Source organism: Pelodictyon luteolum (assembly GCF_001622165.1).
GTDB classification, from domain to species: Bacteria; Bacteroidota; Chlorobiia; order Chlorobiales; family Chlorobiaceae; genus Chlorobium; species Chlorobium luteolum_B.
Genome location: NZ_LVWG01000018.1, coordinates 73,271 through 89,010, shown reverse-complemented (window position 1 = coordinate 89,010; position 15,740 = coordinate 73,271). Strand labels below are relative to the sequence as shown.

General features: G+C 53.1%; 14 protein-coding genes. 1 reads left to right on the top strand and 13 read right to left on the bottom strand.

Annotated features, from left to right (window positions below; genetic code table 11):
* Window positions 1–210: 210 nt before the first annotated feature.
* The 8 genes from cas2 to A3K90_RS02990 are packed head-to-tail and all read right to left on the bottom strand — an operon-like array spanning window position 211 to window position 7,802.
* Window positions 211–501 (bottom strand): CRISPR-associated endonuclease Cas2, encoded by a 291-nt coding sequence (cas2, locus tag A3K90_RS03025; RefSeq protein ID WP_011358033.1) that lies wholly within the window; start codon window positions 499–501, stop codon window positions 211–213.
* A gap of 3 nt (window positions 502–504) precedes the next feature.
* Window positions 505–1,536 (bottom strand): type I-C CRISPR-associated endonuclease Cas1c, encoded by a 1,032-nt coding sequence (gene cas1c, locus A3K90_RS03020; protein ID WP_303681115.1) that lies wholly within the window; start codon window positions 1,534–1,536, stop codon window positions 505–507.
* Window positions 1,533–2,177, bottom strand: a complete 645-nt coding sequence (gene cas4, locus A3K90_RS03015; protein WP_303681114.1) for a CRISPR-associated protein Cas4 — start codon at window positions 2,175–2,177, stop codon at window positions 1,533–1,535. The genes cas1c and cas4 overlap by 4 nt, the downstream gene beginning before the upstream one ends.
* A gap of 5 nt (window positions 2,178–2,182) precedes the next feature.
* On the bottom strand, window positions 2,183–3,082 hold the full coding sequence (gene cas7c, locus A3K90_RS03010; RefSeq protein WP_303681113.1) for a type I-C CRISPR-associated protein Cas7/Csd2: 900 nt from the start codon (window positions 3,080–3,082) through the stop codon (window positions 2,183–2,185).
* 11 nt (window positions 3,083–3,093) lie between these two features.
* The gene (cas8c, locus tag A3K90_RS03005; RefSeq protein WP_303681112.1) at window positions 3,094–4,839 is read right to left on the bottom strand and encodes a type I-C CRISPR-associated protein Cas8c/Csd1; all 1,746 of its coding nucleotides are present in this window, start codon (window positions 4,837–4,839) and stop codon (window positions 3,094–3,096) included.
* A complete protein-coding gene (gene cas5c / locus A3K90_RS03000) occupies window positions 4,836–5,549 on the bottom strand; it encodes a type I-C CRISPR-associated protein Cas5c (RefSeq protein ID WP_303681111.1) in 714 nt (237 codons plus the stop codon). The genes cas8c and cas5c overlap by 4 nt, the downstream gene beginning before the upstream one ends.
* A gap of 23 nt (window positions 5,550–5,572) precedes the next feature.
* Entirely contained in the window at window positions 5,573–7,579 is a 2,007-nt protein-coding gene (gene cas3 / locus A3K90_RS02995; protein WP_303681110.1) for a CRISPR-associated helicase Cas3', read from the bottom strand.
* Window positions 7,563–7,802, bottom strand: a complete 240-nt coding sequence (locus tag A3K90_RS02990; protein ID WP_081423686.1) for a CRISPR-associated endonuclease Cas3'' — start codon at window positions 7,800–7,802, stop codon at window positions 7,563–7,565. The genes cas3 and A3K90_RS02990 overlap by 17 nt, the downstream gene beginning before the upstream one ends.
* A 376-nt stretch (window positions 7,803–8,178) precedes the next feature.
* On the opposite strand from A3K90_RS02990, the gene A3K90_RS02985 reads away from it, so the two are divergent.
* On the top strand, window positions 8,179–8,637 hold the full coding sequence (locus tag A3K90_RS02985) for a universal stress protein (protein ID WP_303681108.1): 459 nt from the start codon (window positions 8,179–8,181) through the stop codon (window positions 8,635–8,637).
* Here the strand turns inward: A3K90_RS02985 and meaB are convergent.
* From meaB to mce, 5 genes are read right to left on the bottom strand one after another with little or no spacing between them, the layout of a single operon-like run.
* Window positions 8,621–9,634 (bottom strand): methylmalonyl Co-A mutase-associated GTPase MeaB, encoded by a 1,014-nt coding sequence (meaB, locus tag A3K90_RS02980; RefSeq protein WP_303681107.1) that lies wholly within the window; start codon window positions 9,632–9,634, stop codon window positions 8,621–8,623. The genes A3K90_RS02985 and meaB overlap by 17 nt on opposite strands.
* Window positions 9,631–11,775: a methylmalonyl-CoA mutase gene (gene scpA, locus A3K90_RS02975; protein WP_303681106.1), complete on the bottom strand. Its 2,145-nt coding sequence runs from the start codon at window positions 11,773–11,775 to the stop codon at window positions 9,631–9,633. Before scpA ends, meaB begins: the two co-directional genes overlap by 4 nt.
* Window positions 11,772–13,541, bottom strand: coding sequence for a methylmalonyl-CoA mutase subunit beta (locus A3K90_RS02970; protein ID WP_303681105.1), 1,770 nt, complete (start codon window positions 13,539–13,541; stop codon window positions 11,772–11,774). Before A3K90_RS02970 ends, scpA begins: the two co-directional genes overlap by 4 nt.
* Window positions 13,538–15,322: a carboxyl transferase domain-containing protein gene (locus A3K90_RS02965; protein WP_303681104.1), complete on the bottom strand. Its 1,785-nt coding sequence runs from the start codon at window positions 15,320–15,322 to the stop codon at window positions 13,538–13,540. Before A3K90_RS02965 ends, A3K90_RS02970 begins: the two co-directional genes overlap by 4 nt.
* A complete protein-coding gene (mce, locus tag A3K90_RS02960) occupies window positions 15,319–15,732 on the bottom strand; it encodes a methylmalonyl-CoA epimerase (RefSeq protein ID WP_303681103.1) in 414 nt (137 codons plus the stop codon). The genes A3K90_RS02965 and mce overlap by 4 nt, the downstream gene beginning before the upstream one ends.
* Between the last annotated feature and the right edge of the window lie 8 nt (window positions 15,733–15,740).

Below are 15,740 nucleotides of genomic sequence, written 5' to 3'. Positions count from 1 at the left end.
TTCAATCCACGCGCCCGCGTGGGGCGCGACTGTCAATCTATAGAGTCAGGTATTCCACGGGTTGCGGAGCATTATCCGCGAACCGTTTCGTATGTCAAATAACACTTTACGCAAACCTGATGACATGAAGAGTTAAGTTGCTATAAATAATGCTTTTAAGCTTTCTCGCGAACATTTCTGGGTTTTCAGGTGCAGCTTGAGGTTCGCGTGTTATAAAATTAGCGGTCCTTCAAGGTCGCGCGGTTCTTTCGCTCCTTCGTGTTCAATACGATTCTGCCAGTTTGAACCGAGAAAATAAAATCGCAGGCTGTCATGGGCAGGATTCATTTCCTGCATTAGCTTTGCACGGAGTTTTACCCATTGTGCCGGATCGACATTGCATTCAAAAACGGAAAACTGAACTCGTTGCCCATAGTTCTGGCAAGTTTTAGCAATCCTGCGTAACCTTCGCCTGCCGGCAGGCGTTTCTGTATTTACGTCATAGGTTACAAGTACCAGCATCGGTCATCTCCAGACAAAGGGTGGGTAAATATCGATATCCCCCCGGATATAACGGGCCAACAACATAGCCTGCATATGCCAAATCAGTCCTACAGCCATTTTCTCTCTTATAAAAGGATGCTCTATTTCGTCCTGTTTTCTTTTTTGGTAAGCCGTTAGTAATGTTTTTCTTGCATCGTCTTTCATCAGCACAGCGCCAGTTGCGGATACTGTGAAATCATTCGCATGAATCTGTCCCCGGTTAATCAGCGACAATGCCATTCTGTCGGCTATATAGGAACGGAACTCTTCCAGCATATCGAGCGCAAGGCTCGGGCGGCCGGGTCGGTCTTTATGCAGAAAACCCGCTGCAGGATCGAGCCCGCATGACTCAAGTGCAGATCGGATATCGTGCGTCACAAGGGTATAGAGAAACGACAGCAGGCAGTTTACCCGGTCAACCGGCGGCCGACGGTTCCGGCCATTGAAGCAGAACAACGGATCAGAAGAGGTAATGCACTGGTCGAATACCTCGAAATATATTCTTGCAGCTTCACCCTCGATGCCTCTGATTCGCTCCTGATCGGTTTCATTTCCAAGCTTTTTTATACAGCCTGCCAGCAGTTGCTGAGCATAATGCATCTTTTCGCAATCGATCTTATCGGGGTGGTCCCGCAGGGCTCTTGCTAGCGTAACTCTACTATTACCGATTTTCCCGATGACGAACGATCGGGCAAGCATGGCCGACTGCAGATAGTTATCAGCTTGCCTGTACTGTGCACGCCTGAGCAGAATGTTGCCTTTTGTTGGCCCCTGTACCTGACAGAGGAACTTGCCGTATTCGGTAAGGAACGTTACGGTCACGCCATTGGCTGCGCAGTGACCCATGAGAAATGGGCTGCAGGTTATCTGCCCGAAGCAGATAATTCCGTCAAGCATATGAAGGGGCAGCCGTACCTTTTCAACCTTATCGATTTTTATTACCGCACACTCTCCTTCTTTCGACAGATATGCTCCTTGCGTAGATACGAACAGCGTGTTGAGCAGCTTTTTCAAATTTCACCCTCCGACAGTTCATGAAGCAGTTTGTGCACATACTCTTTAGCCGACCGATTATGTGCAACGACCTTAGGAAGACAGAGCTCCTGTAATGAGCACTGTGTACATTTCGGGCCGGGTTCCGGCAGGGGAGTGACGCCATTCCTGAACAGTTCATGAACGCATTCTGCAGTAGAAACGGTTTTTGCTCGAAGTGTTGAATCGAAAGTCACATCGAACCGCCGTTTTGTCTGTCCATAGAACAATGCTCCGGCAGGTATTGTCAGGTTAAGCATCTCCTCAAGACAGATGGCTTGGGCACAGAGTTGAACCTTGTCGGCATCATGCTTTTTCTGCCTTCCTCGCTTGTACTCTATCGGGAACGGTTCCTCAAGGCTATTGCCCTTATGCCACTCGACAACGTCAGCTATACCCGAAGCACCCAGCATAGAACTTCGTAGCAAGACGCTCCTTGTAGTTCGAACCCCCGAACGGTACGATGTTTCTCCGTCGTCAACACGTTCATGCATTACCCTACCCTCAGCAGTGAAGCTGTTTTCAGCCCATACCTGTTCGATATGGATCAATGCACACTGCCGGGGGCAATAAACGAAGTGTTGCAATGCCGAGAGCGCTATGAAATCGGATGCAGCGTACATGCTTTTCAGCACAGCATTTTATGCAAAGTCACGCCGTCAAGTCCGCTTTCATCTATCGTAACGGTATAGTCTTCAAATGAACGAGCCGGACTTTCTGATTCCGGCTTCCGTTCCACTTTAATCCGTTCAAACAACTTGTGGGCCGGAGCGTTACCCAAAGCTGTGCTGTGTTCGAAAACATAGAGTCCTCGAGTAGACATCATACCTCGGGCTGCAGAGCGGTCATGTTCGAACATATTCTGTAAGGCTTCCCAGAACAGTTTGAGATCTTCTGCTGAGAAGCCGGTTTGATTTGCGAGGTGAGCCGAAACGAAACCATGTGAACAATACAGCCCGTAGGGTACAGTGTACTTTCTGCCCATCGTCCGGTTATCGCCGCTTTGTTTTTCCGCATCCGCTTCAGTTGTGACAGCCATACGGGTAATGCTGTGCTCCAATGCAACGACCGGCTCAACCGACCGGGCAAAAGTAATCTGAATGGGTCCACGCACCTGACCAGCGTTAGCTCCTGTAGACATCACCGCTCCAAATGTGCGGATGTCGTAGTATCTTGAACACATATAGGAACGGCCTTTCTCGACCTCACCACCTTGCGCAGTGCCGTCTTTGTTGCGTTTCTTGCCATCTTTCAAATCGACAGGATCTTTTGTAAGGTCTATTTTCTGCTCTTCATATGCATTGCTGATTAGGGTATTCAAAACAGCTTTTTCCTTGATAAAAATATCCTTACCTGAAAGCTGCACATAGTTTCTAACCTTGCGTTTTAGGCAAACATCGGTTACCAGACCCATGCCGGTTTCTGCATCTATTCTGGGCAGATTTCCTGCATCAGGATCACCGTTTGGATTGCCGTCCTGTACATCAAACAGTAATGCAAAATCGTACCTCTTTGTAAGATCACTCATGATTGTTCTCCCTAATTTTTGGATTCGTTGTTTGAAGATGACTTTGTAAACAATGCTTGTCGTTGGTGATAGTAGCCGATAGCAAAACGGGCCTGATCCTCCATGGCAAGATGTGCTGGCATACTTGCATCGATCCCGGCAAATATGTCAGAAAGCATCCTCTCGAAATTGACCTTTCGGCCTTCATTGTCGAGTTTTGCAAGATGATGGTTTTTCAGTTTAAGTAATTGCGAAAATACCGTAACCGGTGTGGATGAAGCCGCGCCATAAAACCGGTCACGTATCGTTGCGTTTATTCCAGGGTTTGCTTCCTCCTGAATTTTTTCAAGTACGGCAAAAAGCCGCCCAAGCCGATATCCCGGATTGATATTATTAGAATCAAGAGCCACGGTGATTGTCTCCTTTTCTTTGGTTGAGTAAATTCTGTGAAATCTATTGAGATAGGCTTTTAAAATTCCTGCCTGAACCCTTGTGACGTCCTGAGTTGCACGAATGCGCCTTATGGTCTGCTGAAGCATGGTTGCCGGGTAAGTCCCTCCCGTTATAACGGCTTCAAAAATTTGTCCTGAGAGATTTGGCGGAATATTGTCAACCTTTTTCTCGTGTGCTATTGCGGAAAGAAGCCAGAATAAGGAATAATGTCCTCTATCATGTGAAGGTCTGATGATTTCAAGATCATCGAAATGCTGTTTGATATTTCCGGAACATTTCCCGATACTTCCGGTATGCCAAAATCGGACAGCAATGCGAGCTGAATTCGGCGAAAGCCCCAGTATATAGAACCGTGTGTTTGAGTTAGTATTTACGTATCCCGTCCAGGCACTTTCAAAAAGAGTTTTTACAGCTTTGACATCAGCATCAGGATTGTCTTTATTGTACCCAAAGAATGATGGAAAAATCGCCTCAAAGACATCTTCTTTTTGTGACCAGAAAATACTTGTCGTATTACCTACCTGCACTTTATTTATTGAGTCCTTACCTAAGAGCATATTCATGGCAGTGGTATAAGCGAACTCAGCTGATTTACTGATTGGGGCATTAAATGCCTGTTCCTTTCCATAAGAGTCATATCCTGAGCTCCTCTGAAAAGACACAAATTTTTTTGAGTCTTTATTTATCGGTGTATCACTGTGAATTCTGGCTATTTCTCCTTTTTTCCCTGTGATAAGACATAAGCCGGTAACACCATCAGCGTTTTCGTTACATTGATCCGCAATATATTTCTGAACGCTAGTATTGCATGGAATAAGACTGCTATCGCCATCCAGCCTAAAACTCATATTGCACCCGATGATTTTAGAGCACTCTTCCCACTTATCTGAATCTTTTACTTTTTCATATGAGCGTTGATCATAAAAACGAATGACAGCCAAGACACCGTTGTCTTCTTTAATCTCCTGAGGCAAATCTTGAATCTTTTTAATAAAGCTTAGCATCTGTTTTTGAGCCATCACCTGATCTTTTTCACCTTCACTTCTTGCATGACCCAACACATAGCCGTAATGATCCCATAGAAGAAAGCTTGTCATCCATCCATTGGATCCTGAACGTCCGACTGATTTCGGTAACAAATATTTTTTCGCCCGTTTCTTTTTGCCATCTCCTTCTCGGGTATCTTCAAGTGAGATGAAATCACCCTCGTGATTAATCACTATAACAAAAGGAATTTCTTTCCATACGAAACCTTCTGGCGCAATACCGCTATCCGGATCGACAGCTTTGCGCTGGTAGTAGTCATAGAGAGCCTGTAAAATCATTTTCTCACCTCCTCGCTATCCCAAGCCGGGACGTTGATCACTCCTTGTTCCATACAGCACCTGAAAAACGCTGGTGAGGGTTCTTTGACGTTCTTTTCAAAGTCAAGATCGTAGAGCATGAATCCAAGATCGCGCGTTTCACTGATTGGCGCTGTTTCCGTTGTGTGGCCATCAATCAACCTGAATTCGCAACTGAACTCGCGGCAACCGAGATATGGCTGGTTGAAACACTGACCTTTTCGAGCTCGACGCTCGAAGATGCCATAGTATTTGCCAGGGTTTTCGTCTTTTCTGAACTCTTCTTTTTCCCATGTGTCAAGGAGTGGTTCTGGAACAGAACGTTTTGTTTCAGTTCTGTTGGGATGCGGGATGAACTCAAGTTCAGCGTAAAGCCGGTAGGCCACATCCCGTAGAAACAAGCCTGCTCGTTGCTGTCGCGCTGTTTCGATGAAAATCCCCTCACTTCGGTCGCTTGCGGTTTGACCGACTTCATTGCGCCTCACCGAAATCCATTTGATCGGATTCAATATTTCGATCTTTCGAATTCGCCAGCGAATGGCTGGTTTCCAGAATATCGCTTCGAAAATCCCCCTCGCCGATGAAGGAGTGATGACGTCGTAACTGACGCGCTCCACCTTCATCTCCGGCCTTGTGAAACAGGCGTAATCCCCTTTCACTTCAAGGCAGAACGTTTTGTTGAAATGTTCCATAGCGTATCATCCCCGTGATTGATTTACCAATAATAGTCCAGTGTTGCATCGACGTTCAATCCGAAAACCGGATGGTATGCACTTTCCGACAGCTGCACCCATACACCGTTGATGTTTTCTATCAGCCCGTTATTTCTGAGTTGCATCAAATCTTTGTCATACACGTTGACCGAAAAACGTTGCAACTGTCTCATCAACTTGCGATTCGGGCCGCCATAACGCAATTGGTCGATCAGCGGGTTGCTATCGATTCTTTCGGATCGGTATCGCACGATAACACCATGCTGGCTCTTGTCATCGATCAGCTTGAACCGCATGGCCGCCGTACGGAACTGGATATTGAGCTGAGGGGCATCTGCAACAAGCAGTGCCATTATTTTCTGTACATCGAAACTGTTCAAGCGTCCGTAATACAGGCTGAAGTACTGTCTGAAGGCTCTCGGCATGAGGGTCGTTGCCAGTTCTGGAAATGCTCGGAACATCTCCTTCCCGGCTTGTTCAGCCTTCAGTATGATGCCGGGAGGCGGTGGTTTCGGTGGGTTGAATACGAGGACATCCCCTCTTTCATGTTTTCCTTCCCGGTTGCATCTGCCAGCAGCTTGTGCGATGCTGTCAAGACCGCTGAATGCTCGATAAACCCTAGGGAAGTCTATATCTACACCAGCTTCGAGCAGTTGTGTACTGACGACACGAACAGATTCTCCATCAATCAGCTTTGACTTGATATCGGCGATAACCTGGCTTCTGTGTTCAGGGCACATGAGTGCAGAAAGATGAATGGTGTCTTCCGGCATCAGCCCATGTAGCTCACGGCAATCTTTTCGGGTATTGACGATGCATAGCGCCTGTCGTTGGGTCGTAATGGCTTCAGCTATTTTGTCCCATTCATGCCTCTCATCGGCATCGCCAAGCATGTTTACCGTTACTCGCTGAAATACCTTGAACAAGTTGTCGGAATCAGACATCAGTTCCCTGACACCGTCATTCTTGAAACCTTTCAGCACATTCTGTCCGGTTCCGACTCTGCCGGACAAGACTGGCTGTGTAGCTGTGCACAGGACAATTGAGGTTCTGAAATGCTCCGCAAGCAATTCCAGAACGGAAACAACCGGTTGCAGATACCCGGTGGGCAGCATCTGCGCTTCATCAAGCACAATAACTGAATTGACGATGTTGTGGAGCTTCCGGCATGCTGAGCTTTTGGCGGCAAATAAAGATTCGAACAACTGCACGTTCGTGGTCACGATAATTGGTGCATCCCAGTTCTCTGAGGCAAGCCTATACTTCCCGCTTCCTTTTTCAGGATCGAGGTTGCTGTGATGTTCAAGCACCGCATCATTGCCAAATATCTGTCGGTACTGATCGGCAGTCTGTTCGATGATACTGGTATAGGGTATGGCAACAATGATTCGTTTTTTTTGGAACCGGATTGCATGCTCAAGGGCAAATGCCATGGAGCACAGTGTTTTTCCGCCACCTGTTGGTACCGTCAGGGAAAAAAGTCCCGGCTCCAGAGCGGCATTCGTACGGCATTCTTCTAGAATCAAGTTTCTTGCCCGGTTTACTGGTGAATCTTTAGCTCCAGCCTGTTTCCGGGCCATGAAATGATTAAACGTATCTTTCAGTTCGGAAAGATTGTATGCATGTAACCTCGCTTGAGCCTTATCCGGATTCATGAATGCTTCTGTATCGAGAAAGTCCGCATCGACAAGACAGGAATAAAGCATGCGAATCCACAGGTGCATCAATTCGGGAGCTGGAGTCGGGCTTCCACAGGGGTGCGTCGTCGGTAAGGAAACCTCAAGAATGTCAGCCGGAGGCTTACCCTGTAATGCATGTTGAAGATGATGATGATCCTTGTTCTCTATCCGTTCGGGCAATGTTTGGCCGCCAGTACCGGGTTCACGATACCAGTCCGGCAACCCCGTGTGATGGCCGGCAATGAGATAGGCCAGAGCTTTTCCGATCAGGGCGTGTTTCTGCACGGCATGTATGGCTCCAGCAGCGGAATGGTCAATCTTGCCCATCATCCTCCTCGGAATAATCCCCATTGTTCCTGCGGATATATTCCTGCCAGGTCGGGTTGAATTTGCCAAGATCATGCAATAATCCCGCAGCTTGCAGCCAGTCGGCATTGCCGAACTCTTTTGCAAATCTGCCGGCAAGTTCTGCAACATGCATGAGGTGGTCATGAAGGGAATGTTCTTCCCAAACGGAATCCTCTAATTGACGGAGATGTGCAACGGGTTTCATCGGGGGAACTGGGCTGAGTTTTCTACATTGACAAGAATCGCGCAAATCGACTGCATAAATTGCAGAAGGTTCTCTGGTTGGGAAGGAAGGGTTGATTTGATTCTATGCTGCCTTACCGTGAAGTCCTATTGGTGTAATTTATGCATTGATTTCAATAAATCACTATGTGTTAAGCCGGCGATTCAAAAGCAATCTACTATGGGCTATGGGACAAAGGGTGTCCTAGGTGTAAAATTTATGTGCGTAGAGCGTTATTTTCCTATAGCAATTACATTGAGACGGTGGGTATTGGGTAGTCTGCGAGCTTATTTTTGTTATATATTTGAAAGAAATCCTGCAGTGAAGGTCTGCAAACAGACAACATAAACATACAGCCATGTTCAAGATCAAGACCATCCTCTGTCCGGTTGATTTTTCCGATGTATCGAAAAAGGCGGTGCGTTACGCCCAGGAATTTGCCTTGGGCATGGGTGCGTCACTCATGCTGCTCAACGTTGTCGAGCCCCGTCCGATGGCAGTCGACATTTCGCTCAACTATGTGCCGCTTGAAGAGGACCTCGAGAAGGCTGCCACAGAGGATCTCGAGCTCCTTCTCGGTGAGCTTCGTGCAGCCGGCATCAATGCCGACGGGCTTGTACGCATCGGCAATCCTGCCGACATAATCCTGGAGCGGTTGAACGAACTTGACGTAAACCTCGTCATCATGGGTTCCCATGGCAAGAAAGGGCTCAGCCGCCTTCTGATGGGGAGCGTTGCCGAAACGATCGTACGCAGGGCTGTCTGCCCGGTGCTGATCGTCAAGGATGATGAGAAGGAGTTTATCGGCGAAGAGTAAAGGCTTCGACGAGCAGATCGGCGCCCTCGAACGGGCTCAGCCGGCCGGCAGCAACCTCGGCCTCTATCTCCGCCTTCCGCTGTTGTATGGCAGGGTCGCTCCGGTACGCTTTCCTGAGGCCCCATTCGACGAGGTCCCGGAGCAGGCTTGAGCGTTGCTGCAGCTGACGCAGCTCAAGCTCCCCGCTCTTTTGGAGAAGATCGAAGAAGCCGGTAATCTCCTCCCAGGTTTCCTTGATGCCTGCTCCGCTGCGTGCCGAGGTGAGGAGCACCTTCCGCCGGTGTCCGGGGTGTTTCTCGGGCAGCATGCCGAGGGCTGCCGAAAAGTCGGATGCTGTCGCTTTGGCCAACTCCATCCGTTCTCCATCCGCCTTGGTGACGCCGACTGCGTCCGCAATTTCCATGATCCCGCGTTTTATCCCCTGCAGTTCATCGCCTGATCCCGGCAGCATGAGGAGAAGGACGAAGTCCGTCATGGCATCGGCATGTACTTCCGACTGGCCCACCCCGACTGTTTCGAGTATGATGACCTCATAACCCGCCGCTTCCAGCAGCAGCATGGCTTCATGGGTTTTTGGCGCGCCGCCTCCGAGGTGGCCTGAGGACGCGGTCGGGCGGATGAAGGCTTCTTTTCGTGCAGCCAGCTTTTCCATGCGGGCCTTGTCGCCGAGAATGCTTCCTCTCGAGCGCAGGCTGCTCGGATCAACGGCAAGGACGGCAAGAGTCCGCCCGCTGGCGATTATCTCTTCACCGAGCGATTCGATGAACGTGCTTTTGCCGGCTCCCGGCGAGCCGGTGACGGCAATGCGCATCGCATGCCGCCCTTCAGTGATGCATTGCTCAAGGATGCGGCGTGCCGATTCGGCGTGCAGAGGGTTTTCGGATTCCACGAGCGTGATGGCTCTGGCAAGCATCTGGCGGTTGCCGTCAATCACGCCCCGGGCAATGCTTTCCGCATCAAGCGGGCCTCCGGTTCCCGCTGACCCCTGCCTGCTCATACGCCGGTTTTTCCGATGAGGATGCTGAGAATCTCAATGGCTGCATCGGCAATGACGGTACCCGGCCCGAATATCGCCGCTACTCCCTCATTACGGAGGAACGCATGGTCGCGTTCGGGTATGATGCCGCCGGCAATCACCAGAATATCCTCCCGTCCTGCCTCCCTGAGCAGCTTGACTGTCTCCGGGATGAGGGTCTTGTGGCCGGCCGCAAGGCTGGAGATGCCGATGAGGTGCACATCATTGTCGAGCGCCTGCTGGACGACCTCTTCAGGGGTCTGGAAGAGCGGGCTGATGTCGACGTCGAAGCCGACGTCGGCAAAGCCGGCTGCAATGACTTTGGCTCCGCGGTCATGGCCGTCCTGTCCGACCTTGGCGACCATGATCCTCGGCCGTCGGCCTTCGATGGATGCAAAGGTGTCGGCAAGGTCCTGTGCCTCCCTGAAACGGTGGTTGTGTTCCATTCCTGACATGTAGACGTTGCTGTTGAGCCTGACTGTTGAGCGGTATCGGCCGAACACTTCTTCGCAGGCTGAGGATATTTCTCCGAGTGTGGCGCGTTTGCGCGCAGCATCAACGGCGAGGGCGAGAAGGTTACCCTCCCCCGAGCGGGCGCATGCCGTCATGGCTCGGAGCGCTGCCTGGGTTTCCTCCGGGTTGCGAGTGGCCTTGATTCTTTCAAGGCGTTCCATCTGTTTATGGAGCACCATGGTATTGTCGACCTCAAGCAGCTCGATGTCGGTTTTCTCGGCGGTACGGTAGGCGTTCAGGCCGATGATGCTGTCTTCTCCGCGATCAATTCGGGACTGCTTGCGGGCGGCCGCCTCTTCAATCTGCCGTTTCGGGATGCCCTGCTCGATAGCCTTCACCATGCCTCCGGCTTCTTCGATCTCTTCAATGATCTTCCACGCTTTCGATGCAAGCTGGGATGTGAGGGATTCGACATAGTATGAGCCCGACCACGGGTCGATGCTCCGGGTGATGTCGGTCTCCTCCTGCAGGTAGAGCTGGGTGTTGCGGGCGATGCGCGCCGAGAACGGGGAGGGCAGCGCGATGGCTTCGTCGAGGGCGTTGGTATGCAGCGACTGGGTATGGCCGAGTGCGGCGCCGAGAGCTTCTATGCAGGTTCGCGCAACATTGTTGAACGGGTCCTGCTCGGTGAGGCTCCAGCCGGAGGTCTGGGTATGGGAGCGCAGCATCAGCGATTTCGGGTTCTTCGGATTGAAGCGCTTCACGATTTTAGCCCAGAGCATCCTTGCCGCCCTCAGTTTGGCAATCTCGGTGAAGTAGTTCATGCCGCTGGCCCAGAAAAAGGAGAGGCGGGGGGCGAATGCGTCGATATCCAGGCCGGCTTCGAGGCCTGTACGGAGGTACTCGAGTCCGTCTGCAAGGGTGAAGGCCAGCTCAAGGTCCGCAGTGGCGCCGGCCTCCTGCATGTGGTAGCCGGAGATGCTGATGGAGTTGAACTTCGGCATCGTCGCGCTCGTATAGCGGAAGATGTCGGCAATGATCCGCATAGAGGGTGCAGGAGGGTAGATGTAGGTGTTGCGGACCATGAACTCCTTGAGGATGTCGTTCTGGATGGTTCCGCTGAGTTTTTCAGGAGCAACGCCCTCTTCTTCGGCGGCGACGATGTAGAATGCCATGACAGGAAGCACCGCACCGTTCATGGTCATCGACACGGAGATGTCGCCGAGGGGGATCCCGTCGAAGAGGATCTTCATGTCTTCGACCGAGTCGATGGCGACTCCGGCCTTGCCGACGTCTCCCACCACCCTCGGGTGGTCGGAATCATAGCCGCGGTGTGTCGGAAGGTCGAAAGCCACCGAGAGCCCTTTCTGGCCTGCTGCGAGGTTGCGCCGGTAGAAGAGGTTCGACTCTTCGGCCGTTGAAAACCCCGCATACTGGCGGATTGTCCACGGCCTGGTGGTGTACATGGTGGAGTAGGGGCCTGCGGTGAAAGGAGGGAACCCCGGTGCTCCGTGCAGGTGCGCTTCAGACGCCTCTTCACGGCCGGTATAGGAGCGGCATTCCCTGAGCCCTTCCGGCGTGAGCCACTCTTTGGGTTCAGCATCTTCGTGCTGCGGTCTTGCGGGTACTGCCCCGCTGAAAATATCGATGGATGAAAAATCGGGTCTCATTGCACTCCTGTCGTGTGTTGGTATTTCTCAAGCATTGCGGGGCAGTCGACCCCGGTATAAATGAAGCTGTCGAGTCCTGCTGCAGTAAGTCGTTCGTGTCCTTCGGGGGGCTTTCCCGCCATGAGAGGAATGATGGTGGAAGAAGCCTCTTTAAGCATCCGGCAGATTGATTCGGCTGAGGAAACGGGGTCTTTTTCGGCGATGCAGAGCACTACAAAGGAGGGATTGCCTGCAAGTGCGGTCGCGCACGATGCCGCCTCAACCGACAGTTCGGCACTGCCCGAAATGGCGAACCCTCCGCAGCGGAAAAAGTCTTCCGTAAAGCCCGCCTGCAGGCGGGTTACTGACGGGTTGCCGTGCATCCAGATGAACACCGACGGGGTGTGGCCGGTCCGGATGGCATGCGCGGCCGTGCGGAGCCGTATACGCTCGAAACGTGCGGTTTCGCTTCCCTCCATGCTCCCGGCGGCTGTTGCCGTGAGGGCGTCGAGATGCAGGAGCTGCTGCGGAAGCAGGTCTGCAGGGTAGCGGTTGACTCCGACAAGGGTCTTTTTCCGTATTGCAGCCTGTTTCAGTGCGGCGCTTCGTGCTTCAGAAATCAGGGATTCCACAAGGGGGGATGCGGCACTGAGCCCGCCTGCCGATTCAATGGTCTTGAATGTTTCCCAGGCCGTTTCGGCAAGCTTCGCCGTCATGGTCTCGATGAAGGCCGATCCGGCGGCAGGGTCCTGGACCCTTCCGAGCCCGGCCTCCATTGTGAGCAGTAGATGGATATTCAGGGAGAGGCGGGCGGCTTCAGCACAGGAGGTCGAGGGACCGGCGTCGAATGGAGCTATTTCCAGCATGTCGTACCCTCCGGCGAGCGCCGAGGCGGTTTCGGTGGTCAGACGGAGCAGGTTGGTGTGGGGGTCGAGGAGCGAGAGGTTTCTTCGTGAGGTTCTGGCGAAGAGGCGGGGTAATGTGGCCGCCGGTATCCCATAGGCTTCAAAGAGATAGGGGAGCAGTGCCCTCAGGGCTCTCGGTTTTGCTATCTCCAGAAAATGGCTCGATCCCACTGCCATTGTGATGGTCATTTTCCCTGCAATGCTTTCTCCGGGGATTCCTGCTTCGAGGAGCTCTTCAATCATGTCGCTCAGACCTGCAAGGCCAAAGGCCACCTCATCTGCCGGGGTTGCGCCCCGGTCGTGGAAGGGAACGGTGTCCAGGGCGAGGGTTCTGAAGGAGGCAGGGACGGCGTCACCGGAACAGAGTTTCTGAAGAATCCCGGAATCTCCGGCCGGAGGAGGACTGAGCAGCCCGCCGGTGTTGTCCGTGAAGCCTTCCATGGCGGTGAGGGCCTCGGTGAGTTCGAGATGGCTGAGAGTTCCGGAAAACCATACGGGGACCTTTTCAAGGTTGATGCCCGAAAGAAGCCGGCGGGTGAAAGCGGACCGGCAGCTTTCTTCACCTGTCATGACGAATTCGAGAGCGCCGGCTCCCTCCTCGAGTGCCCGGAGCGCATTCCGGTTCGCTTCTTCCGGATCTTCAGCCGTGATGCGGCGGCAGCTTACTCCGGTGGTACCGCCTGCCTGCATGGGGACCATGAGCCGGGGCGAGGGTTCATGGATGCCGTACCAGGGTTCCAGCGGGAAGCCGTCGGGCGTCTGCCATACAAGGCGTTCATAGGTTTTGCCCTCCCCGAGGTCTGCTGCCACCTTTTCTTTCCATTCAACCCGGCTTACCGCCGGAAATTCACTATACCCGAGACCGGGGTCCTGTGCTGTCATTGCTTGCTGTTTGATGGTTGCCGGCTTATGATTGCCGATATTTCGCGCTTCATTTCAGATGGTCGTGCGATGCGGCATGCGTAGCCTTTCTCCCGGAGCCAGTCAGCCGTCTGAAATCCTTTCGATGTGGGTCGGCCGGTATACTGCTCAATGACCCGTTTGCCTGAAAAACCGATATTGCCCGCATTATGTTCAATGAGGTGCTCTCCACGAGATCCGGCTCCGATGGCAACTCCTCCGAGGGCCGGGTCGGAAATGATGGTGACGAGCGGAAGCCCGGCCCGCTCTACGGCTGAGAGGGAAACGTGGACCTTGGGAATGCTCGTCATCGAGGAACACCCTTCATGCATCCTTGCTCCGCCGCCCGTGGCGTGGATGACGAGCGGGCAGTGCCTTTCGAGGGCTATGCCGGCGGCAATGCGCAGCTTTTCACCGGTCGACATGGAGAACGAAGCGCCGAGGAAACTGAAGTTCGAGAGACAGAACACCACATCCCGGCCATCGATCTGGCCGTTTCCGGTGACGAAGGCTGTGGCGGTGCCGGAGCGCTGGCGCGCATCCCTGAGTTTTTCAGTGTACCCGGGGAAGGCGAGTATGTCGCTGTCGACGATATAGCGGGTTTCGGGGTGCTCCAGGAACGAGCCTTCATCGAGCACCAGTGCTATATAGTCATGTGCCGTGAGGCGGAGGTAGCGGTGAAAGCAGGTGTCGCATCGGAAGTTGTCCCGGCGGAGCGAAGAAAAGAGGACCGGATCCACGACCGATCGGCCTTCGCTGTCGCGGCACCCTTTGTGGCGCGGGACAAACCGGTTCTTTTCGGGTGCCTGGGGGAGGTTCCGGACTGGTTTTTCAAAAATGTTGATCTCCTCTTCAGTGATGTATCCCCACTGTCCGATATGCTTCCAGCGTTCCATCCTGCTATTGAACACCTCATCGAGAGAGAGTGCTGAGAGCTTTTCAAGCCAGCGGAGCACGCCAGAGCGGAAAGAGCGGAGCGCCCCGTCAGGGAACCGGTGCGCCGGGCCTTCTGATTCGGGGATCAGGTCGTCGATGATGCCAAGCTCCATCCCCTCTTTTGCCGTGATGCGGGAAAGTTCAGCGGCAAGTGCAGCCTTCTGGCGGGTGTGGAAGAGGATGGATGAACAGGCTTCGGGAGAGATCACCATATAGGTCGCATATTCCATGGCGAGCACCCCGTCACAACCGCTGAGTGCTATGGCACCGCCGCTGCATCCGCGGTTGATGATTACCGAAAGGGTCGGGACGGAGGCTTCGGCGAGCGACTGCATGCATCGGCCGATTTTCCATGCTATCCCGCCGGCTTCCGAGGCTTCGGTGGGATCAGCCCCTGCCGTATCAATGATGGTGATGATGATGCGCCCCTCCTTTTCGGCAAGGGCGACGGCCTCGATGGCCTTCTGGAATGCCGCCGGGGTCGGCATGCCGTGGTTCCAGAGGGCGATCTCCTCCGGGTTTTTCATGATTTCCTGAAGGCGGGTGAAGTCGGAAGTCGGGGAGGACTGCTGGCCGATGAGCATCACCCGGTGGGTGGTGCCGTTCCCGGTCAGTTCTGCGCGGTGGACCTGTATGGTGCAGCTTCCGAAGCGGTCGTTCTGGAGACACTCTTCCTGCTTCCCGAACACGGTGAGGTAGTCGAGGTACCGCGGCCGCTCCGGATGGAACGAGAGGAGGTACTTGTCATACTCCCGGAGCGCCTCGATGTCTGCATGTGCATAGCTGAACCCTTCCTGTTTCTCGAAAGGGAGCTGGAAGTGCTTCATTCCTCTTTCTTTTTCCCGGTGAGTTCCATAAGTACCCGCCCCGTGTCTTTCGGATGGAGGAAGAGGATCTCTTTTCCTCCGGCTCCCCGGCGTACCTCGCCGAGCGGGCGCATGCCAAGGGCTGTTACGCGCTCCTGTTCCCGGGCTACGCTGTCTGTGGAGAACGCGATGTGGTGCATGCCCTCTCCGTTCTTATCCAGAAACTTTGAGATGGGGCTTTGATCGGACATGGGTTCGAGCAGTTCGATCTTGGTCTCTCCTACCTGAATGAATGCCACCCGTACCTGTTCGGAGGGGACCTCCTCGATACGTATGGCATCCGCCCCGCAGCCGAGGACGTTCATGTAGGTCTGGACTGCTTCGTCAAGGTTCGATACGGCGATGGCGATATGGTCTATTTTACTGATCATTGATTCCT

Bases quoted from the DNA above. Each gene is read 5' to 3' on its own strand.
- A3K90_RS02965 (WP_303681104.1), bottom strand. From the start codon at position 15,322: ATGAAGCACTTCCAGCTCCCTTTCGAGAAACAGGAAGGGTTCAGCTAT.
- cas8c (WP_303681112.1), bottom strand. From the start codon at position 4,839: ATGATTTTACAGGCTCTCTATGACTACTACCAGCGCAAAGCTGTCGAT.
- mce (WP_303681103.1), bottom strand. From the start codon at position 15,732: ATGATCAGTAAAATAGACCATATCGCCATCGCCGTATCGAACCTTGAC.
- meaB (WP_303681107.1), bottom strand. From the start codon at position 9,634: ATGAGCAGGCAGGGGTCAGCGGGAACCGGAGGCCCGCTTGATGCGGAA.
- cas2 (WP_011358033.1), bottom strand. From the start codon at position 501: ATGCTGGTACTTGTAACCTATGACGTAAATACAGAAACGCCTGCCGGC.
- scpA (WP_303681106.1), bottom strand. From the start codon at position 11,775: ATGAGACCCGATTTTTCATCCATCGATATTTTCAGCGGGGCAGTACCC.
- A3K90_RS02985 (WP_303681108.1), top strand. From the start codon at position 8,179: ATGTTCAAGATCAAGACCATCCTCTGTCCGGTTGATTTTTCCGATGTA.
- A3K90_RS02990 (WP_081423686.1), bottom strand. From the start codon at position 7,802: ATGAAACCCGTTGCACATCTCCGTCAATTAGAGGATTCCGTTTGGGAA.
- A3K90_RS02970 (WP_303681105.1), bottom strand. From the start codon at position 13,541: ATGACAGCACAGGACCCCGGTCTCGGGTATAGTGAATTTCCGGCGGTA.
- cas4 (WP_303681114.1), bottom strand. From the start codon at position 2,177: ATGTACGCTGCATCCGATTTCATAGCGCTCTCGGCATTGCAACACTTC.
- cas5c (WP_303681111.1), bottom strand. From the start codon at position 5,549: ATGGAACATTTCAACAAAACGTTCTGCCTTGAAGTGAAAGGGGATTAC.
- cas3 (WP_303681110.1), bottom strand. From the start codon at position 7,579: ATGATGGGCAAGATTGACCATTCCGCTGCTGGAGCCATACATGCCGTG.
- cas7c (WP_303681113.1), bottom strand. From the start codon at position 3,082: ATGAGTGATCTTACAAAGAGGTACGATTTTGCATTACTGTTTGATGTA.